This is a genomic window from Pseudomonas sp. YuFO8, from assembly GCF_035065025.1.
GTDB classification, from domain to species: Bacteria; Pseudomonadota; Gammaproteobacteria; order Pseudomonadales; family Pseudomonadaceae; genus Aquipseudomonas; species Aquipseudomonas putida_AE.
Window position 1 is genome coordinate 46,285 of the sequence record NZ_JAXDEQ010000027.1, and the last position, 20,333, is coordinate 66,617.

Consider the following 20,333-nt stretch of genomic DNA (forward strand, 5'->3'; position numbering starts at 1 on the left):
CCGGGGTTGGCTCCTTACAGTTGGCGCAGATTCACCCTCCACAGAAAGGGTGACGCCATAACAAGAAGTCGGCCGCTATACCCTGAGAGGTCCCATGCAACTGATAGCCAGTACACGGACCGGCGACCCTGCCGTGATTCGCCTCAACCCCTTGGACAACGTAGTGATCGCCCGACAGGTCCTGCCTGAAGGCCTGAACCTGGAAGCCGAAGCCGTCACCGTGCGGCAGCCGATTCCGTCCGGGCACAAAGTCGCCACCCAGCGCGTGGAGCAGGGCCAGGCCCTGCGTCGTTACGGGCAGATCATCGGTTTTGCCTCACAGCCCATCGAAGCCGGCGACCACGTGCACGTACACAATGTGGAGATGGGCGACTTTGCCCGTGACTATGCCTTTGGCGTGGATGCCCATGTAACGCCCGCCACCGATGCGGTGTTCCAGGGCATCGTGCGGGCCGATGGCCGCGTGGCGACGCGCAACTATGTCGGCATTCTCACGTCGGTGAACTGTTCGGCGACCGTCGCCCGGGCCGTGGCCGATCACTTTCGTCGCGACATCCACCCCGAAGCACTGGCCGCCTTCCCGAACATCGATGGTGTGGTGGCGCTGACCCACGGTGCCGGTTGCGCAGTGGACCCCAGCGGCGAAGCCTTGGGCCTGTTGCGCCGCACGCTCGGTGGCTACGCCGTTCACCCCAACTTTGCCGCGGTGCTGATCATCGGCCTGGGCTGTGAAACCAACCAGATCGAAAGCCTGCTGGAAACCCAGGGGCTTGCGGCCAGCGACCAGTTGCGCGCCTTCACCATCCAGGGCATCGGCGGCACCTCGAAAACCATCGCCAGTGGCATCGAGCAGGTCAAGGCCTTGCTGCCCAAGGCCAACCAGGTGCAACGCGAACCGGTCAGCGCACGCCACCTGATCGTCGGCCTGCAGTGCGGCGGCTCGGACGGTTACTCCGGCATCACCGCCAACCCGGCGCTGGGCAATGCGGTCGATCGCCTGGTGGCGGCCGGTGGCACCGCGATCCTGTCCGAGACCCCGGAGATCTATGGCGCCGAACATTTGCTCACGCGCCGGGCCGTGAGCCGCGAAGTGGGGGAAAAACTCATCGCGCGCATCCACTGGTGGGAAGACTACTGCCGGCGCATGAACGCCGAACTGAACAACAACCCTTCGGCCGGTAACAAGGCCGGGGGCCTGACCACCATTCTCGAGAAATCCCTGGGGGCGGTGGCCAAGGCCGGCTCCAGCAACCTGGTGGATGTCTACCAGTACGCCGAAGCGGTCCGGGCCAAGGGCCTGGTGTTCATGGACACCCCGGGCTACGACCCGGTCTCGGCCACCGGGCAAGTCGCCGGTGGCGCCAACCTGATCGCCTTCACCACCGGCCGGGGCTCGGCCTACGGCTGCGCGCCCGCACCTTCGATCAAGCTGGCCACCAACAACCGGGTGTTCGAGCACCAGGAAGAAGACATGGACGTGAACTGCGGCGGCATTGCCGACGGTTCCACCAGCATCGAAGAGCGCGGCGCCTACATCTTCGCGCAGATGCTGCGAATCGCTTCCGGCGAACGCAGCAAGAGCGAACAACACGGCTATGGGCAGAACGAATTCGTGCCCTGGCAGATCGGCGCCGTGACCTGACTGACAGCCCCGCAACTTTCACAAGGCGAACACCATGCAATTTTCCGGATACAACTTCATTGCCGGCCAGCGCAGTGCCCTGGGCGACACCCTGGTCCACAGCATCGACGCCCACACCGGCGAACGCCTGCCAGGCGCTTTCCATCAGGCCACCCTGGCGGAAGTCGATGCCGCGGTGGCGGCGGCGAGCGCGGCGTTTGCCTCGTTTCGCACGCTGCCGGCGGTACGCCGCGCGGAATTCCTTGAAGCCATCGCCGATGAGCTCGATGCACTGGGCGAAGATTTCATCGCCCTGACCTGTCAGGAGACGGCGCTGCCGAGCGCCCGTATCCAGGGTGAGCGCGGGCGTACCAGTGGCCAGATGCGCCTGTTTGCCCACGTGCTGCGCCGGGGTGATTTTTACGGCGCACGCATCGACCAGGCGCTGCCGGCACGCACCCCCTTGCCACGCCCGGATCTGCGTCAGTACCGCATCGGCGTCGGCCCGGTGGCGGTGTTCGGCGCCAGCAACTTCCCGCTGGCGTTTTCCACCGCGGGGGGTGATACCGCCGCCGCCCTGGCCGCCGGTTGCCCGGTCGTCTTCAAGGCCCATAGCGGCCACATGGCCACCGCCGAGCGGGTGGCAGAGGCGCTGATTCGTGCGGCCGAGCGCACGGGCATGCCGGCCGGCGTGTTCAACATGATCTTCGGTGCCGGCGTCGGAGAGGCGTTGGTCAAGCACCCGGGCATCCAGGCGGTGGGCTTTACCGGCTCGCTGAAAGGCGGCCGTGCCCTGTGTGACATGGCGGCAGCCAGGCCGCAACCGATCCCGGTGTTTGCCGAGATGTCGAGCATCAACCCGGTACTGGTCCTGCCCCAGGCCCTGGCCAACCGCAGCGCGGCAATGGCCCGGGAGCTGACCGCCTCGGTGGTGCAGGGCTGTGGCCAGTTCTGCACCAACCCCGGGCTGGTGCTGGGTATTCGCTCGCCAGCGTTCAGCGCCTTCATCGAGCAACTGACCAGGCACATGGCCGAACAGGCGCCGCAAACCATGCTCAATCCAGGCACCCTGAACAGTTACGGCAAAGGCTTGCAGGCGTTGCGGGCGCACTCGGGCATCAAGCATTTGAGCGGCCTGTCGCAAGCGGGCAACCAGGCGCAGCCGCAACTGTTCGAGGCCGACATCAGCCTGTTGCTGGAACAGGATGAATTGCTTCAGGAGGAGGTGTTCGGCCCTTGCACGGTGGTGGTCCAAGCGGCGGACAAGGCTGAGCTACTGCGCGCCGTCGCTGCCTTGCGCGGCCAGCTCACGGCCACGCTGCTGGCCGACGGCGATGACCTCACTGTTTTTGGTGAGCTGTTCGGCGCGCTGGAAGTGAAGGTCGGCCGGGTGCTGCTCAACGGTTACCCGACCGGTGTCGAGGTGTGCGATGCCATGGTCCATGGCGGGCCTTACCCGGCCACCTCCGATGCCCGCGGCACCTCGGTCGGCACCCTGGCGATCGATCGTTTCCTGCGCCCGGTGTGCTACCAGAACGTGCCCGATGCGTTGCTGCCCGATGCCTTGAAGAACGCCAACCCGCTGGGCCTGCAGCGCCTGGTCGATGGCAAGCACACCACAGCGGCGTTGAATTGATCCGGGAGCAGCATCTATGAATGAAGCCAAACGCTACGCCGCGCCAACGCTGACCGCGTTTGTCGAGCAACTGTTTGAAAAAGCCGGAGCCGATGCCGAGGTCGCCCAGGTGGTGACGTGGGTGCTGCTCGAAGGCGAACTGCTGGGCCATCGCACCCACGGCCTCAACCTGGTCAGCCGCTATATCGGCGGCATGCTCAGCGGCCAGGTCAAGGCCAGGGCCGAGAACCTCGAACAGGTGTCCGACAGCGGTATTTCCAGCCTGTTCGATGGCCATTATGTGCTCGGTCCCTATTGTGTCAGCCGTGCGCTGGACAGCGCAGCCAAGGGCGCCACGGCGCAGGGCATCGGTATCGCCGTGGTGCGCCGTGCCGCGCACATCGGTTGCCTGGCCGCTTACCTCAAGCCGTTCACCGACCGTGGCCTTATTGCCATGGTCTATTCCTCGGACCCGTCGGTCGGGGTGGTGTGCGCCCATGGCGGCATCGACCCGATCTACACCCCGAACCCGATCGCCGCCGGCATCCCGACCCGGGGCGCACCGATCCTGCTGGATGTCAGCATGTCCACCGTGACCCTGGCCCTGGTCGGTCAATGCCGCGACGCCGGTAGCAACCTGCCGCACCCGGTGCTGATGAGCAACGAAGGCCAGGTGAGCGACGCCCCGGCCGATTTTTTTAGCACCCCGCCGGGCAGCATCCTGCCCCTGGGCGGCCAGGCCTTCGGGCACAAGGGTTTTGCCCTGGCGATCCTGGTCGAGGCCCTGACCTCGGGCCTCGCCGGTCACGGGCGCAAGGACGGCCCGCAGCAGTGGGGCGCCTCGGCCACGACCGTGGTGATCGACCCGCGCTTCTTCGGCGGGCTGGAAGCCTTCACCGACGAAACCTCGTTCCTCAGCAAGCTGATACTGGGCAGTCGTGCGGTCGACCCCCAGCGCCCGGTGCGCCTGCCGGGCCAGGCCGGCCTGAAGTTGCGTGAACAGGCCTTGGACGAAGGCGTGGGCCTGTCGCAGAAGGTGTTCGACGACCTCAACCAGACGGCCGCGCAGTTGCAACTGCCAGCCCTTACCTGATTCCCTTGTAGGAGCGAGCTTGCTCGCGAAGAACTTGAGAACGACGCGTTTATTCAGAAAACACGCGTCATCGTTAACGACCATCGCGAGCAAGCTCGCTCCTACAAAAAAACACAAGAGCGCATCACCGGTGAATGGATCGCCCCGGCATTGCAACCGCTTCAATAACAATAATAAAGGCCATCAGATGACCCCACTGAAGAAGTACCAAAGCATCACCGTTGTCTTCCTGCTATTGATCGGCATCGTCAACTACCTGGACCGTAGTGCGCTGTCGATCGCCAACACCTCGATCCAGAAGGACATGATGATCAGCCCCTCGCAAATGGGCATCCTGTTGTCGGCGTTCTCCATCGCTTATGCGTTTGCGCAATTGCCGATGGGCCTGATCATCGACCGGCTGGGCAGCAAGATCGCCCTGGGCGCGTCCTTGCTGGCCTGGTCGGTGGCGCAGTCGACCTTCGGCATGGTCAACAGCTTTGCCGGCTTCATGGGCCTGCGGGTGTTGCTGGGGATTGGCGAGGCACCGATGTTCCCCTCGGCGGCCAAGGCCCTGTCCGAATGGTTCGATGCCAATGAGCGCGGGACCCCGACCGGCATCGTCTGGTCGTCGACCTGCCTGGGCCCATGCCTGGCACCGCCGTTGCTGACACTGTTCATGGTCAACTTCGGCTGGCGCGGCATGTTCATCATCACCGGTGCGATCGGTATCGTTCTGGCCCTGTGCTGGTTGACCTTCTACAAGAGCAAGGCGCAGTACCTGGCCGAGCTGGCGGCTGAAGGCAAGCCGTTGCCTACCGAGAAACAGCCGCGTGTGCAGGCCGCCGATGCCCAGGCGCCGAAGGTGTCCTACTTCGCCGGCTGGCTTGACCTGTTCAAGCACCGCAGCACCTGGGGCGCAGTCCTGGGCTTCATGGGCGTGATCTACATGCTGTGGCTGCACCTGACCTGGCTGCCCGGTTACTTCGAGCGCGAGCACGGCATGAACCTCTACAAGACCGCGTGGCTGGTGTCGCTGGCCTATGGTTTTGGCGCGGTCGGCACCATCGTGGCCGGGCGTTTCTGCGACATGCTGGTGCGCCGAGGCATGAGCATCCTCGCAAGCCGCAAGTTCGGTGTGATCACCGGCCTGGTGCTCGCCGCGCTGTTCACCTTGCCCCTGTCGTATGTCACCGGCCTCACCGGTTGCATCATCCTGCTGTGCCTGGCGCTGTTCAGCATCAATATGGCCAGCGCCACGGCCTGGATGATCGTCAACACCATCGTCGACAGCCGCCGTGTAGCTTCTTTCGGTTCGATCCAGAACTTCGGCGGCTACATCGCCGGTTCCGTCGCGCCGATCGTCACCGGCTTCAGCATCCAGTACTCGGGATCGTTCAACACGGCGTTCATGATCAGTGCGGTGGTGGCGCTGTGTTCGGCCCTGGCGTACTTCCTGCTGCTCAACGCGCCGATCGGCAGTGCCGAGCCGGCTGCGGAGCACCTGGCAGCGGTGACTGAATAAGAGGGGGCACGGGCGATGAAGCCATCATCGCCCGGGTCATCCACCACTGACTTTCCAGTGTTTGACGTCATCGGCGAACATCATCTGCTTCATCTCATGGGCAATGCCATAGGCCAGGGATTCATGCGCGGCGATGACTTTTTCTTCCGCTGAAAGGCAATGGAAAATATCCAGCTTGGTCTCGGCGTCAGCCGTTTCGATGTTGTAGATCTGCACGTAGCGCGCCAGGTCGTTGTCCAGGCTCGACAGGTATTCACGCAGGCGCTGGTGGTCAACCGATTTCTGGCTGAAGTACCAGTTCATCGGGTGGATCAGGAAGCGTGAGTGGGGCGAGGTGATGCGGCGCCCGGCCGCCAGGAACATGATGATGCCCATGGACTCGATGTTGCCCGCGTTGATCGCGCAGAGCGGTACCGGCAATGACTTGAGGAAGGTGTAAAGGGTGAAGCCAAAGTTGGTGCTGCCCCCGCTCGTGGACAGATTGAGCAGAAGCGAGGTCGCACCCTGGTCGATGGCTTCCAGGCAACAGTCGCGGAAGCGCTCGGTGGTTCCCTGATCGATCTGGCAGTGAAAATGCACGATGTGTTCAGTCATCGATTGACTACCTGGGTGTGAGGCATGAAGGACACCCCAAGTCTAGTAAACATCGAGCAAGTGATCCGGAAACCTTCGCAAATCGCCTCCCCATCAGGTTCCCGCCGTCCATCGTCTGCGTGCATTTTTAATGGAACCAAACGCCCGAATCCACTCGTCGCGAGCAACGTAATTCGGTTCAAACTTTCTGTTTTACTCATCCTCCGACGTATACGAGCCCACGCTCGTACTAACGATGCAGAGGTGAATAGAAATGGCCAATACAGGAAATAAAAATCCCGGCAATCTTTCCACTGATCGGGACAAGGCGGCTGATGCCGGCAAAAAAGGCGGTCAGGCTTCCGGCGGACAACCATCGCGTGACAGCGATCGTATGGCCGGAGGCGGGCAGGGAACCAACCGCGGAGGCGAATGGGCCGACGACAAGGAAAACATGAACAAACCAGGCCAAAAAGGTGGCCAGGCTTCAGGCGGACAACAAGCCAACAAGGCTGATCAATCGTCCACCGGCGGGCAAGGCAGCGGACGCGGCAGCAATACTGCCGATGACCGTGACAAGTCCACTGGAATGGGACGCAAGGATGATGATATGAGTGGAGGCGGGGGACGTAAGTCCTGATACCGTCTGACCATCAAGCCCCGGATCTTCGGGGCTTGATTCGTTATGCTTCTAAAACCATGCACTCAGCAACCCTGCGCCCAATACCACCAACGCGGTATTAAGACAGACCAGCGCGAAACCAAACCTTACCAGTTCGCCTTCTTCCCTGGCCTGGGTTTTAGCCAGTCCCAGAATCAGCATGACGATCGACAGCGAGCCCAGCGCCGCATGCCCGGCCGCGCTGTTCTGTACCGCGGCCAGCAACAGGCGGGAGGACTCGGGCAGCATCGCAATGGCCGGCATGAAGATCGCGTTGCCGCCGACATTCGAGCCGGTCATGTAGCCCGACAGCGCCCCGAGCATGGCAACCAAAGAGGTCGCGGCGGTGGGCGACAGGCCCGCCAACAGTTGCATCAGCCCCGCCAGGAAACCGGCCTTCACCATCATCTGCGACATCGCCAGAAAGAAGAAGATGGTCAGCAATGGCCGCTTCACCCGCGCGACCAACGCAGCAGGCAGCCCCGTCTGGCGTTGTGCACTGCGCGTGTGAAATCCCAGCCCGATCAGCACCAGAATCAGTGCCACACCCGGTGAGGCGAGGGGTTTCCAGGTGACCTGGCTGCCCTGGACGATCCAGCTATCCTGCCAGGCGGTTAGGCTCCAGAGCAGTTTCAAGCCGACGATGTAGGCAATCAACAGCAGGTACGGCCAGGCCTGGCGCGGCCATTGCACCGAGCCACGTTCGCCATCGCTGCGGCGCAGGCGCCACAGCCCGCAAGTGAGTACGGCAACTGCCGTCACCAGCCCCGCGGCAACGCCCGCCACCTCCGGCCCGAACCAGCGGCTGGCACTGTAGAGCACCGCCACGAACAGCAGCCAGAAAACGCCCAGTGTCCGCCATTCACGCGGCTCGCGAACGCCTGCCAGATACAGGGCCAGCGCACTGAGGCCGAAAAACACCGGCGCGCTGATCAAGGCCGAGGTCGCAGCCAGCGCGGATGCGTCCAAATGTGCCAGGGACGCGCCAATGACCGAGGCCAGGCCCAGGGTTCCCCACGGCATGATCGCCATGCCGGTCAGCGCTATTCGCAGCGCGACCCGGCGCTCAAAAAGGCTGAGTAGCAGGGGGACCGTGGCGATCAATGACACGCCAAAACCGGTCATTGCCTCCAGTAGCGGCGCCAGCCCGAGCACGATGAACACGACCTGGTCGCCGCGTCCCAGCCCCAGTGAACGCACCCATTGGCTCAGCGCCAGGTTGACCCCCAGGCGCTCGATGAAAATCACGAAGGCCAGACCCGGCACGATCACGGACGCGGTACTGGCAAACAGCACGGCGGTGTCTCGAGCGGCAGCCAGCACGCTGTCCGGGCGCCATGCGTCGGCAGCACCGGCCAGCCAGAGCACCATCACCAGCAGGGTGCCTGCCATGGCGGCGTGAACGGGCGGCCGGCGCAGCACCACGAGCATGGCGGTCACCAACAGCACAGGGGAAAGATGAAACAGTGCGAGCATGCCAGACGATCCTTGTGTGAGTCTCCAACCAGGCTGCCCATGCGGCCTGCCAGCAAGATAATATTTCTCGCTACTAGATAAAGGGGCGCTGTTTTCTGCTAGTTTTCGAGAAAATTTCTCGCAGGATCACCATGGCAAAACTCGACGTTGCATCTGAATCCCTGGACAAATTCGACCGTGCCATCCTCGACCTGGTCCAGCGCGACAACACCACACCGCTGCGCCTGATGGCCGAGCAGGTCAATCTTTCCACGGCCGCTGTTCAGCGCCGTATCAAGCGGATGGAGGAGAGGGGCGTGATTACGGGCAACGTCGCCATCGTCGATCCCACCGCGGTAGGAAGGCCGATCACCATCATCGTGGAAGTGATGACCGAGCGCACCAGTATCGAGGCGCTGGAGGCGATGAAAGCGCACTTCGCGGTGCCCGAAGTCCAGCAGTGCTACTACGTCACCGGCGAAGTGGATTTCGTCCTGGTGCTGACCGTAACCAGCATGCAGGAGTACCAGGCCCTGGCGCGGCGATTGTTTGCCGAAAATCCCAACGTGACCTGGTTCAAGACCATTGTGGCCCTGGATCGGGTGAAGGTCGGGATGGCGGTGCCGAGCGTGCCTGGGTAACAGCTGGTCAAGCGTTACGTGATCTGCACAATGACCGGACCTTCCGTCACGATCGGCGGCTGCGCGTGAATATCCGATGCATTTTTCTGAATCCATTCCCGCGCGACTTTCAAGCTTGCATCGCTGCCGGCCTTGTCCGTGCAAACAGTCACCGCCGTACCGCCATCACCGGTATTGAGCAGTGTGTAGCTGACCAGGCCAGGCACTGTCCGCAGGGCAGCTTCGACGTCGTCTTGGCGCTCTTCCAATCGCTCGAAAAGCTGCTTTGCTCCAGCACCCAGGTAGGTTCTTATAACCGCATACATGGTCGTCTCCTTCGGGGAGCACCGTCTTGATGGCTATCCAGATCCGCTGATGGGTGCGCTCACCCAAGTGTCAATTCACCCCGATTCATTAAGCTTAGCCACACGCCGGCGACAAGCGAAATGCAACGACCACCGGGTGCTTTTTGCAGATTGGTGCCCGTCGTGACCGGCTGAAAACGATCCATAGCAGACGTTCCAGACAGGCTGCTGCTGGCCGATAGACTGAATCAGGTGTCGCCTAGCAGCATGATATGAGTAGCATGGACATCCTCTGTTCGCATGAAACCGCAGTGCAGGTAAAACGCGTCTCCTTCGGACGTATCGGTGGAAAGACGCACGTTCTGAAAGCGAAGAGTGGCATGTGCAACCAGCGCTTTTACTAGCGTTTGACCCACGTGTTGCCCCCTTGAAGAAGCTGCGACGTAAACCCGTCGCAGCCTTGCCGTATTAGTCTCGCCATATGGATCAACTGAGAGGCCTCCGATGCCTATCAGTTGCTGGTTGAAATACGCCGCCATAAGGCATTCTCCGGGTGCATCGAAGCGATTCGCTCCGCAGTGCCAGTCGGCAATCAGCCGAGTGAGAAACCTGAAACCCTCTCCAACTGCCTCTTTTTCCAAGACTTGAATCTGTGGCGGCAGGTGCGTGATCTGATGAATCTTGACTTGTTTCATGCATCCGCCTTGATTCGGTGTGAAACCGTTTTGGCTGGTCGAGGGTCTTCGTGTGCACTCTATGGCTAGTGGCTTTCAATTCCGAGCTTTTTGTCGGTTCAGGGGAGCTCATTTTTGGCGAGCGCTAGTTGCCTTCGCCTACACCCTCAATAGATCGTGCGTAGAGGGCCGTTGCCTTCTCGATGAGCCTTCCTCGTTCTTGGGGACTGATAACACCCTGATCTTCAAAATCATCCGCGAGATGCAGCAGTGCCTCGTACTGCTCCTCTGCGTCCATCCGAATCTCGGGCTGGCTAAACAGTTTTTCCCATGTTGCCAGTGCTTGGGTTTTGCGAGTGTCGTTCATCACAAAAGACCATTAGGTGTGTGCTTCGGTAGATCCTCATGGAATCCATGAAGTTCGAAGGAGAGGACAATCAGTAATGGGTGCTTGGATAGTCTGCACTCATGGTGATATGGAAGGCGATTCTACTGACGTATGGGCGCATCGCCGATGGACTCTGCCGCAACGACTGCGGTCAAGATGGATAACGGAGTCTGATTCTTTGGCGGTAAAGCCATGCGCCATATCCTTCGTGCTTGCTCGGGAGACGATGATGAACACAACACATTTTTTACCGTTAAAACATGATCGTCATCATCCTCCTTTTGTGAGCAAAAGCCCGCAGGAAAACGCTCGAGCGGATTGGCTCTACAACGCAGCTGAAGAACTTCTGCGCGGCAACAGCGTGTCATTCCAGCGTCGCATGCATCCTCAGCAAGGCGTGACCGCTGAGGAATTCGCCCTGGCAGTGGATGAATACGTGAACAGCCGTCTTGCCGATAGCGAGGTACATACCTCGGCGCTGGGCTGGCTGATCATCACCGCTGAGCGAGGACATGCTGACAAGACTGCTACAGCCGAATTGCTGGGCAGTTGTGATCACCCGTTGGGCAAGCTTGGCGAGATTGCCGAGGCGCTGCTTGAACATCTCGCCGATGACGCTCTGCTAGCCAAGGCTGAGGATGAGCTATGAGCACACACCTTGGGGATCAGCTAGTTTAAGAACCGGAATCAAGTAGCGACTTAGAGAGGAATGACAATGATCGACGATTCGAAAGTCCGAGAAAGAGCTTATGAGTTGTGGGAAAAAGATGGCCGTCCGGCAGGATCTGAAGCGCTGTATTGGCGACTTGCGCAAGAACAGCTTGAGGCAGAAGCTTCACGTCAAGCTACGGATGGTGAGTGGCCGGCAAAAGGCGAAGCCAGCCGCGTTGATGACTAATGGCTACGGAATTCTTCACTCCGCTGCCGATACGTTTTACCTCGTGCGATTCCGCTGCTCGTGCGCGTTTTCAGCCGGAATAAATTCCGATCCATGCCACTGCCATGAGTCCCACTCACCAAACAAAGTCGTCAGGAAGAGAGGAGTAGATTTTGATTCGCAAAAAAGCTCGCTTGAGGCGAGGTTTAAGGATTCAAAAAATAGCCTTGCCTATCGAAAATCAGTCTGATGATGGTTCGTCCTGCACAGTTTTTGACTTGCCGAGTATGTAGCACGGATGAAGCTGCCCATTGGGGTGAGTAGTCACCACGACGCTGAGGAGCGTCCACCCCTCGTGAATTTTAAGATTCGCATCATTGGTAGATAGAGCTTCCGTGACTTGGTACGCCTCTGACATATGCATGAGATTACCCGCTTACTTGTATTTACTCGTTAGGCATATTTGCAGAGATCGGGTTCCATACACCAATTGGCGGCCCGATCGAGCCTTGCAGATGATTAGTCCGAGGTGACGGCCTAACCGAGAGATGCCTATGGGTTGTCAATGCGGCTGGTCGAAACCCATTGATGCAACATATGCCGACGCGGGTAAGTGACTGGCACGGTCGTCGAGACCTCGGGAGGAAATTACCGCTCTGAGGGTCGGGGCGGCTAGCCGGACTGATAGGCGGGTAAGCATGTAGCCGGTGGTGCCGGATTTCCTGCAACATCCATCCAATGTACGTAGGCTGATGGTTGCAAGAGCGGCTGGTGCTGCCGCACTGGCCTGGCAAATTCAGGACTTGCATTACGGTAAGCAATTGTCAGAACAATCGCGCTGCCGGTATCCCGTCAGTCCTCATCCTTTTCCGCTCGCCGCGCTTCACGTTGAAGCTGGTTCACGAAACTCTGAACTTTGCGTTGCATCAGGCCGCTGAGGTTATGGAAGCGCACACCTGCGAAGGTTCTGTCGATACGCGCTTCATAGCGAAGGTGGCGTATCTCAAGCATCGTTAGATTCACGTCCAGCGGAGCGCTGGCAGACATTCGTTCGTAGATACATCCGATTCGAAGCTGATCTTCAAGATTACCGCCGAAGCTTACCCTGCAACCTGTGGCGGAAATTTCGAGTAGTCGCCCGCGCAGAGCGCCGCTGCGCCGGAGCTTGTCGCCGTCCAGCAAAATATCGATCCGTTGTGCCGATCTGAGCGTCGCTCGGAAGGCGTTGCGGCGCTGAAAATACATCACTACGTTGGGCATACTCATTTGGTAGCAATGCAGGCCGCCCTTCGTGCATGAGCGTACATAGCTGCTGCACTCCCACGCGATCAGCACGCCGCCGTGCGAGCTTTCGATGCGATAAGGCGCCCCGTCTTCCAGGAAAACTGCAGCCTCATGAGAAATTATTTCATCTAGCACGAGCGTGTCGCGATCGCTGTCAACCTGAACCAGATATGTCCTGAAACTTTTCCCTTGTTGGGGAAAGGTCAAGGTCAGAGGTGCACGTGTCTGCACTAATAACTGTAGCGTCGACGCGATTTCCAAAGGGGTGCTCAATACCTGGTGGGGCTGTAAAACATCGACGTTCTCGGACATTGGCAATCTCTCGTGCAAAGATTCGCAATCAAGGCATTTTGCCACTACTGCCTTGCACGATAGACGCAGAACGGCGGCTCATCTGCACGAACGATGAACGGTATAAAGTTTCTCCAGTCGTGCGAGTACGCGTTGATGTAAGAAGCTGGGAGGCTCATTTGGACAGGATTCCTGACCATGTATAGGAATTGGGGCCAGTTATCCGATTTAGTAGTCAATCGTGAAGCAATCCGTGGCCTCCGCGCCTCTCTGCGCTATGGTTATTTTTCCGACATATGAGACTAAAGTCGTAGGAGGGCGGGGCATGCGAATTCGCGGGGATGTTTTTTGGCAATGGGCTGATCCGGCGCTTCACCATCGAACACACGACGAAACGTTAGACGACGGAACCTTCATTGATGTCCAAGTGAGGCTGTCGCCTACGGGAAACACGCAGATGTTCATTGGAGTGTATGCAGCGAGCGGCATGGCTTTGCACGAAGAGGCGCTTGATTCCAGGCCAGGTGAATCAATGACTCGGGCTTTAGCGTGGGGTGTGGGATGTGCAAGGCGACTCGCGCTTGGTCTCAAACCTACTGAAAGGCATGTTGCCTAGACCTATATCTGGCGCTTGGTAGGGGTGTGGTCGCCATATTAAGTACGTGATCAGCCTGCTCGATACACAACGTGGCCGACGTCGTGCTCCAGCTGTTGAAAAATTTTGCGATAGATGGCGAACCAGCAGATGCCTTGGATGATGGCTGCTTCTGGCCGTGTTCTACCCATCGCGAACGGCTGTAGACGACCCACAGGGATCGTCTTGGAGTCCTGTGATAAATGTCACCGATGCCAAAATTGAAAAACCCACAGACGTCCTGGTTCGGATTACCACGACTAACATCTGTGGTTCAGACCTGCATATGTACGAAGGCCGGTAACCGTGCGGGCATCTCACCTTGCATGGAGATATCTACGTTTTTTACTCATCTTAGCGATCTGATGAATCCCATGGTTCCTGCAAAAATGACGATTTCTTTTCCGCTATTGCGATGGGCCTATGCTAAGTTCAGATCAGTTGTGAATGGATTTTTCGGTTATGGAGAACGCATCATGCTCGCAGTAGGCATCTCGCTACTTGCCGTAGGCTTAGGCACCGGCAATCCTGGCTTTTGGATACCAGGCTGCGTCTTCGCGGCTATAGGGTGTTCCCAAAGAGTTAAACGTCGAGACTGACCATAAGCAGTCAGTCTACGCATGGCTCACATCGCGCAGATCAAGTTGGCATCCACTTATGTGGCAGTAACTGTCCGATTTCACTCGCCCGCTGCGTCGGCAGGCGCGTGAGAACATCCTTCAAATAGGCGTACGGGTCATGTCCATTAAGTCGCGCCGACTGGATCAGACTCATGATCGCAGCCGCCCGTTTTCCGCTGCGTAGCGAGCCTGCGAAGAGCCAGTTCTTACGTCCAAGAGCCCATGGTCGGATCTGGTTCTCGGCCCAATTGTTGTCTATGGGTACAGCCCCGTCATCAAGGTAGCGCGACAGCGCTGCCCAGCGCTTCAGGCTGTAATCAAGTGCTTTGCTAATGGCTGAGCGTTCGGGCACAAGATCGCGCTGGGCGATCATCCAGGCATGCAGCATCTCCATTATCGGCGCGGCTTTTTCTTGCCGTATTCGGCGCCGTAAATCCGGCTCCAGGTCGCGGACTTCTCTTTCGATTTCGTACAGCAACTGGATATAGCGCAGGGCTTGCTCGGCGAGCGTGCTTTTATTCGTAGCGTGCAGTTCGAAGAACTTGCGCCGTGCATGGGCCATGCACCCAATCTCGGTCACGCCGAGTTCAAAGCTGGCCTTGTAGCCGCCAAAATCGTCGCAGACCAGCTTGCCCCTCCAGTCTTGCAGGAAGTTGCGAGCATGCTCACCGGCGCGGCTCGGGCTGAAGTCATAAACAACAGCTGCTGTTTCGCAGAACTGGCTGGTGGCGTAGGCCCAGACATAGGAGCGGTGAGTTTTCTTTGTTCCGGGCATCAGCATTTGCACAGGTGTTTCATCGGCATGAATAACCTGCTGCCCGAGTACCACGTCGCGCAACGCATCGACCAGAGGCTGCAACTGCACGCCCGTTATGCCAACCCATTGAGCCAAGGTTGAGCGTGGAATCGCCAGGCCCGCTCGACCGAAGATCGATTCCTGACGGTAAAGAGGCAGGTGGTCGGCAAACTTGGCGATCATGACGTGGGCAAGTAGGCCCGCAGTCGGAATGCCCTTATCAATAACCTGCGCCGGAACGGGTGCTTGGATCAGCGTTTCGCAGTCATCGCAGACCCATTTGCCACGCACATGGCGTTCGACGGTAAACACGCCGGGCGTGTAGTCCAGTTTCTCGCTGACGTCCTCGCCGATGCGCTTGAGGGCGCAGCCGCATGGGCAGTAAGTATTGTCCGGTTCGTGATGGATCAGTGTGCGTGGAAACTCTGCCGGCAAAGCAGTGCGTTTGGGCTTTTGCTTTTGCTCGGTCGGAGCCAGCACTGTTTGCAAGGCTTGAAGCTCTGCTTCAATCGCCGCGATATTGGTATCGATCAGATCATCGAGCAAACTGGCCTGTTCAGGATTCATCTGCTCGCTGCGTTTGGCAAATTTCAAGCGCTTGAGTTGTGCGATTTCATGAGTCAGCTTTTCGATCAACGTTTGGTCGCGGTTGATCTTCTTGCCCATAGTCTCAACGGTTTTACCCATCGTTTCGACCGTCTTGCCCAGCGTGTCAACCTGGTTGTCGAGGCTCTCGACGTGCTGCATCAACTGCGCCGCCAAGGCGCGCAGTTGTTCAGGGGACAGGTGGTCGAGATTGGGGAGCGAAGTCATGGGGCTGATTTAGCCAGAGCAGGCAATTTGCGGCGATAAGTCGATGGACTAATGGCTGCCGCTAAAGCAGTGTGATCGAGCCTCCAGAACTTGCGCGTTGCCATGGCAGCCCGAGCACCAATGCCTGAAGTTGCTCGGTATCCAGTTCCATTTCTGAGCCATGGCGAACGCCAGGCCAGTGGAACTTGCCTTGGTTCAACCGGCGCGCCGCCAGCCATATTCCGAAGCCGTCATGCACCAGCGCTTTCATGCGATTGGCGCGGCGATTGGCGAACAGATAAGCACAGTGCGGCTGCGCCGCACCGAACACCGCAATCACCCTGGCTAGCGCCGTTTCGGTGCCTGCGCGCATATCCATCGGCTCTGTGGCGAGCCAGATGGAGTCGATGCGAATCATCGCAGAAGGTCTCGAAGAAAGGTCGAGCAAGCGGCAGCATTTTCAGTTGGCCAATTAACTTTGACGGTGCCACGCGGGTACTGGATTTCAACACAAATATTGGGCGATGCAGCTTGCGCATTTGCTCCGGCCAGCGGCATGGGGAGTGGAATAAATGCAGGTTGCAGCGCCGTGCTGTTCTGCGTTTGCAGGCGAATCCATTTGTGGACGAGGTTTGCATTGAGGCTATGGCTGAGAGCGATGCTGGCAATCGAAGCGCCGGGCTGGGCACACTCTTGAATGACCTGGGCCTTGAAGGACTTGGAATAGGAACGGCGTGTTGGCTGCATGAAATACCCGCTTAAAAGGCTAGAACTGGTGCCCACTTAAATTTAAGTGCACACCATGTCTTGGCTTTGCGGGGCTGGGTAGATGACTTGGCCGGACGCATACGAAGGCCGCACCTCAATGGAGACAGGCCGTGTATTTGGGCATGAGAACCTCGGTGAGGTTATCGAGGTGGGAGCCGGCGTTGATCGGGTCAAGGTAGGCGACCGCGTTTGCCTGCCGTTCAACATCGGTTGCGGCTTCTGCGAAAACTGCGAGAAGGGCCTGACGGGTTTTTGCCTGACTGCGAACCCGGGTACTGCAGGTGCCGCGTATGGTTTTGCCGACATGGGCCCCTATCAAGGTGGGCAAGCTGAACTGCTGCGTGTGCCATATGCAGATTTCAACTGCCTGGTGCTACCCGAGGACGCGCAGGAGCGTGAAGACGACTACGTCATGCTCTCTGACATCTTTCCGACCGGCTGGCACGCCACAATTGGCCGGGTTGCTGCCCGGTGAAAGTATTGCAATTTACGGCGCTGGCCCGGTCGGCTTAATGGCAGCTCATTCTGCCATGATCAAGGGCGCGTCGCAGGTCTTCGTGGTGGACAATCATCCCGACCGTTTGAAGCTTGCATCGCAACTTGGCGCCACACCGATCAATTCCCTGGAGAAGGAGGCGGTGGATCAGATTCTTAATCTGACCCATGGCAAGGGCACGGATCGCGGGTGTGAATGCGTGGGTTTATCAATGCTGTGACCGGCATGGTCATGAAGCGAACTACCTAACCATGAATAATCTTGTGGCTTCAACCAAGGCAACCGGCGGGATAGGTGTCGTCGGTGTATTTGTACCCGAAGACCCTGGAGCTAAAGATCCGCTCGCGAAGCAGGGCAAGATGGCCTTCGACTTCGGCGCTTTCTGGTTCAAGGGGCAGCAGATTCGAACAGGACAAGCCAACGTCAAAGCCTACAACCGCCGGCTGGCCGAACTCATTCACCATGGTCGGGCCAACCCCGCGCAGATCATCTCCCATCGACTGAAACTCGCCGAGGGGCCTGACGCCTATAAGCATTTCGATGCGCGTGACAATGGGTGGACAAAAGTTGTACTCAAAACCTGCGGCTTGAGCCGGATGAGTGGATGCGCCTGGTCAAAAGATCAGGCCCATTCACCAGCTGCGTGACCAGGAGACAAATGATGCGAACTAACGTGTAAGGCTACTTACTCAGCTCCTGTCCAGCCATCAGCAAAGACTCAAAATCATCACTATTTAACGGTCGACTCAGGAAGTATCCTTGGCCCTCTTCGCAGCAGGCCTCTTTGAGCAAATCTAGGTGTAGCCCGGTTTCAATACCCTCGGCCGTTACGGTCAAAGATAAAGCGCGACCCAAACCTACGATGGCTTGAATGATCGATCTATCCTCCTCGCTTTCCCCCAGACGGTTGACAAAACTGCGGTCTATTTTGAGTCCGTCAAACGGGAACGAGCGCAGATAACTGAGCGAAGAATAACCAGTACCGAAGTCGTCCATTGCAAGACGTACACCTACCCGCTTCAGCGCTCGCATAACCTCTAGAGCACCCAATGCGTCTTCAAGCATGACACTCTCGGTCACTTCCAATTCCAGACGTTGTGCTTCTAGCCCCGTCGTTGTGATTGCTTTCTCTATCCGCTCAACCAAATTACCGCGTTGAAACTCGGTCGGGGAAAGATTGACTGAAACAAATAGTTTTTTTGGCCAGCGGGCCGCATGGCCGCAAGCGGTTGTGAGTACCCAGTTACTCAGCGGAAGGATGAGCCCCGTCTCTTCTGCAATAGGAATAAAAGTATCAGGGGATACAAGGCCTCGTTTAGGATGCTGCCAGCGTACAAGTGCTTCAGCTCCGACCATTTTGCCGTCTGCAATGCGATAGCGAGGCTGGAAATGGAGACGCAGCTCACCGTGTTTAATCCCATGGCGAAGATCGTTTTCGAGCTGGCGGCGTTCGATAATCTTGGTGTTCATTTCGTTGGCATAGAATCGCCAGGTATTTCGACCTGCGGATTTCGCTTCGTACAAGGCGATATCCGCATAGCGGAGTAATTCTGCTGCTTGCGTTGAATCGTTAGGTGCCATCGAAATTCCGATGCTGGCACTGACAAAAACCTCTTGATCCTCGATCTTGACTGGTTTTTCAATCGAATCAATCAAACGCCGGCATGCCGTTTCTACTTCCTCAGCTGAGCTCACATCGTTAAGAATTAACACGAACTCATCGCCGCCAATCCGCGCCACGAGATCTCCGCTGCGCACACACTCACCTAGCCGGCGGGACACTTCATTGAGCACCTCATCACCAGCCGCATGCCCGAGAAGGTCGTTTACCGGTTTAAATCGATCAAGGTCTAAAATAAGCATCACTAGGGGATGCTCGGGGGTAGGCGCAGCTTTAAGTTTGCCGTCTAGAAACTCCTGTAACCTCGTCCTGTTTGGGAGCCCTGTCAGCGCATCATGCTGCGAAAGATATTCAATACGCCGACGCGCTTCCACCTCATCTGTTATATCGCTTGCCGTACCACGAAATCCATGATCGACGAGTCCTCGTGCCGATAATCGGGTAATGCGCGCAGTGCCTTTCGTATCGACGTAAGAACATTGAACGCTGATGTTGTGACGGCGATGAGGGATGCTTAGCCACTGTGATACGGCGCCGAATTCCATGTGAAGCAGGTCATCAATTTTTGCACCGATCCAGGCCTCTCGAGATAGCCCTGTAATACTTTCAAATCTTTCAGAGAGGTAGGTGAAGCGCCAGTCTTGATTTATTTCCCAGATCCAATCGGAGCTTGCTTCCGCGATATCTCGAAAACGGGCTTCACTCTCAGCGAGGGCTACCTGGCTTGATTGCAAATGCTCATAGCTGCAATCGAGTGCTTTGGCGGCAGCTGTCGTACGTCGAAGAATGGCCCATATCATGAGGCCTAGCAGAAGAGCAGCTGTGGCAATCAATGGAAGTATAAATCCCAACAATCGGATGCCGGGCTTTGCCGGTTCCCAATGCAATCCACCGGCCGATCCGTTGTCGCCTAGCAGCAGGATGGATTTCTTGTGAATCTCGTCAGGTGTAGCGACGTGCAATCTTTCGATTCCATAATCACTTCCCATTCCCTGCAGCGTGACGTTGTCCAGTGTTTCCACGAAAAGCAGTACCGACGATGGCCCATTTTCAGATTGGACAGTGGGATCCGCTCCCGGGGTTATCGCCGCTGCTGCAACGAGAGTAGGAACGCCGCGAACATTGAGGAAGGTAGTTACCGCTGTTTCACTATCTGCGCCCCGACGAGCTTGGTCGAGCACTGGCCCTAAAGGTTGTCCCAACCAGTCCGCAGCTTCAATGGTCGTCAGCTCACCATTTACGACCGAGTAGACACTCCGGTCTGCTGCGTTTATCACGAACAGACCTGGGAAACCAAAATCGGAATAAAGCGTCGGGCCAAGGTTCTGTCGGGTAAACGCCCAGTCCGCATCCACGGTTTTGTGCAGATGTTTATATGCATCGCCCCAAAAGGCGTAATCCTTGATGGTGGATCGAAGATTTTTTTCAAGCGTCTGAACAGCTTTTTCGGCGTAAAAAGCGCTCCTGGTTTCTTCGGTGCCATCTAGATTTTTCGCCACGAAAACCAGCATGCCCGTAGCGAGGATGAACACTGTGCCCAGTAACCCAGCAAACTTGAATAATGAGGCTCTGGTGAGCGCAACGCTTGAATTCAACGGGGCTTCGCGGGCAGTGATAAAAGCGTCAGGTTTCGACATAACACTCC

General features: G+C 58.0%; 19 protein-coding genes and 1 pseudogene. 10 read left to right on the top strand and 10 right to left on the bottom strand.

Going from position 1 to position 20,333, the window contains the following annotated elements; genetic code table 11:
* Window positions 1–94 precede the first annotated feature (94 nt).
* The 4 genes from SOP95_RS21830 (at window position 95) to SOP95_RS21845 (ending at window position 5,833) form a co-directional block, all read left to right on the top strand.
* Entirely contained in the window at window positions 95–1,642 is a 1,548-nt protein-coding gene (locus SOP95_RS21830; protein WP_323608282.1) for a UxaA family hydrolase, read from the top strand.
* Between the two features lie 34 nt (window positions 1,643–1,676).
* Window positions 1,677–3,257, top strand: coding sequence for an aldehyde dehydrogenase (NADP(+)) (locus SOP95_RS21835; RefSeq protein WP_323608283.1), 1,581 nt, complete (start codon window positions 1,677–1,679; stop codon window positions 3,255–3,257).
* A 16-nt stretch (window positions 3,258–3,273) separates the two neighbouring features.
* Window positions 3,274–4,329, top strand: coding sequence for an Ldh family oxidoreductase (locus tag SOP95_RS21840; RefSeq protein ID WP_323608284.1), 1,056 nt, complete (start codon window positions 3,274–3,276; stop codon window positions 4,327–4,329).
* Window positions 4,330–4,516: 187 nt separating this feature from the next.
* On the top strand, window positions 4,517–5,833 hold the full coding sequence (locus SOP95_RS21845) for an MFS transporter (protein ID WP_274076734.1): 1,317 nt from the start codon (window positions 4,517–4,519) through the stop codon (window positions 5,831–5,833).
* Between the two features lie 36 nt (window positions 5,834–5,869).
* Here SOP95_RS21845 and SOP95_RS21850 read toward each other — a convergent pair whose 3' ends face one another.
* Window positions 5,870–6,427: an ATP-dependent Clp protease proteolytic subunit gene (locus tag SOP95_RS21850; protein ID WP_274076735.1), complete on the bottom strand. Its 558-nt coding sequence runs from the start codon at window positions 6,425–6,427 to the stop codon at window positions 5,870–5,872.
* 253 nt (window positions 6,428–6,680) lie between these two features.
* Here SOP95_RS21850 and SOP95_RS21855 point away from each other — a divergent pair, with 253 nt between their 5' ends.
* Entirely contained in the window at window positions 6,681–7,046 is a 366-nt protein-coding gene (locus tag SOP95_RS21855; RefSeq protein ID WP_274076736.1) for a KGG domain-containing protein, read from the top strand.
* 51 nt (window positions 7,047–7,097) lie between these two features.
* Here SOP95_RS21855 and SOP95_RS21860 read toward each other — a convergent pair whose 3' ends face one another.
* Window positions 7,098–8,543 carry an L-lactate permease gene (locus SOP95_RS21860; protein WP_323608285.1) on the bottom strand — a complete coding sequence of 482 codons (1,446 nt, stop codon included), beginning with the start codon at window positions 8,541–8,543 and terminating at the stop codon, window positions 7,098–7,100.
* Window positions 8,544–8,674: 131 nt separating this feature from the next.
* On the opposite strand from SOP95_RS21860, the gene SOP95_RS21865 reads away from it, so the two are divergent.
* On the top strand, window positions 8,675–9,163 hold the full coding sequence (locus SOP95_RS21865; protein WP_323608286.1) for an Lrp/AsnC family transcriptional regulator: 489 nt from the start codon (window positions 8,675–8,677) through the stop codon (window positions 9,161–9,163).
* A 14-nt stretch (window positions 9,164–9,177) separates the two neighbouring features.
* On the opposite strand, the gene SOP95_RS21870 is transcribed toward SOP95_RS21865, so the two are convergent.
* From SOP95_RS21870 to SOP95_RS21880, 3 genes are all read right to left on the bottom strand, one after another.
* The gene (locus SOP95_RS21870; protein WP_323608287.1) at window positions 9,178–9,468 is read right to left on the bottom strand and encodes a hypothetical protein; all 291 of its coding nucleotides are present in this window, start codon (window positions 9,466–9,468) and stop codon (window positions 9,178–9,180) included.
* Between the two features lie 227 nt (window positions 9,469–9,695).
* Window positions 9,696–10,142 carry a GNAT family N-acetyltransferase gene (locus tag SOP95_RS21875; RefSeq protein WP_323608288.1) on the bottom strand — a complete coding sequence of 149 codons (447 nt, stop codon included), beginning with the start codon at window positions 10,140–10,142 and terminating at the stop codon, window positions 9,696–9,698.
* Window positions 10,143–10,266: 124 nt separating this feature from the next.
* Window positions 10,267–10,488, bottom strand: a complete 222-nt coding sequence (locus tag SOP95_RS21880) for a hypothetical protein (protein ID WP_323608289.1) — start codon at window positions 10,486–10,488, stop codon at window positions 10,267–10,269.
* Window positions 10,489–10,738: 250 nt separating this feature from the next.
* Between SOP95_RS21880 and SOP95_RS21885 the strand changes: the two genes are divergently transcribed.
* Window positions 10,739–11,158: a hypothetical protein gene (locus tag SOP95_RS21885; protein WP_323608290.1), complete on the top strand. Its 420-nt coding sequence runs from the start codon at window positions 10,739–10,741 to the stop codon at window positions 11,156–11,158.
* A gap of 66 nt (window positions 11,159–11,224) precedes the next feature.
* On the top strand, window positions 11,225–11,407 hold the full coding sequence (locus tag SOP95_RS21890) for a DUF2934 domain-containing protein (protein ID WP_323608291.1): 183 nt from the start codon (window positions 11,225–11,227) through the stop codon (window positions 11,405–11,407).
* An 831-nt stretch (window positions 11,408–12,238) separates the two neighbouring features.
* Here SOP95_RS21890 and SOP95_RS21895 read toward each other — a convergent pair.
* A complete protein-coding gene (locus SOP95_RS21895; RefSeq protein ID WP_323608292.1) occupies window positions 12,239–12,982 on the bottom strand; it encodes a flagellar brake protein in 744 nt (247 codons plus the stop codon).
* 304 nt (window positions 12,983–13,286) lie between these two features.
* On the opposite strand from SOP95_RS21895, the gene SOP95_RS21900 reads away from it, so the two are divergent.
* The gene (locus SOP95_RS21900; protein ID WP_323608293.1) at window positions 13,287–13,577 is read left to right on the top strand and encodes a hypothetical protein; all 291 of its coding nucleotides are present in this window, start codon (window positions 13,287–13,289) and stop codon (window positions 13,575–13,577) included.
* 657 nt (window positions 13,578–14,234) lie between these two features.
* Here SOP95_RS21900 and tnpC read toward each other — a convergent pair.
* From tnpC to tnpA, 3 genes are all read right to left on the bottom strand, one after another.
* Window positions 14,235–15,824: an IS66 family transposase gene (gene tnpC, locus SOP95_RS21905; protein ID WP_323608294.1), complete on the bottom strand. Its 1,590-nt coding sequence runs from the start codon at window positions 15,822–15,824 to the stop codon at window positions 14,235–14,237.
* A 61-nt stretch (window positions 15,825–15,885) separates the two neighbouring features.
* Complete coding sequence (gene tnpB, locus SOP95_RS21910) at window positions 15,886–16,221, bottom strand: IS66 family insertion sequence element accessory protein TnpB (RefSeq protein ID WP_323608295.1); 336 nt, start codon at window positions 16,219–16,221, stop codon at window positions 15,886–15,888.
* Window positions 16,218–16,550, bottom strand: coding sequence for an IS66-like element accessory protein TnpA (gene tnpA, locus SOP95_RS21915; RefSeq protein ID WP_323608296.1), 333 nt, complete (start codon window positions 16,548–16,550; stop codon window positions 16,218–16,220). The genes tnpB and tnpA overlap by 4 nt, the downstream gene beginning before the upstream one ends.
* Before the next feature lie 100 nt (window positions 16,551–16,650).
* Here tnpA and SOP95_RS21920 point away from each other — a divergent pair.
* Window positions 16,651–17,645 (top strand): annotated as a pseudogene (locus SOP95_RS21920) (glutathione-independent formaldehyde dehydrogenase); the annotation flags it as partial.
* A 103-nt stretch (window positions 17,646–17,748) separates the two neighbouring features.
* Here SOP95_RS21920 and SOP95_RS21925 read toward each other — a convergent pair.
* The gene (locus tag SOP95_RS21925; RefSeq protein WP_323608298.1) at window positions 17,749–20,325 is read right to left on the bottom strand and encodes a bifunctional diguanylate cyclase/phosphodiesterase; all 2,577 of its coding nucleotides are present in this window, start codon (window positions 20,323–20,325) and stop codon (window positions 17,749–17,751) included.
* Between the last annotated feature and the right edge of the window lie 8 nt (window positions 20,326–20,333).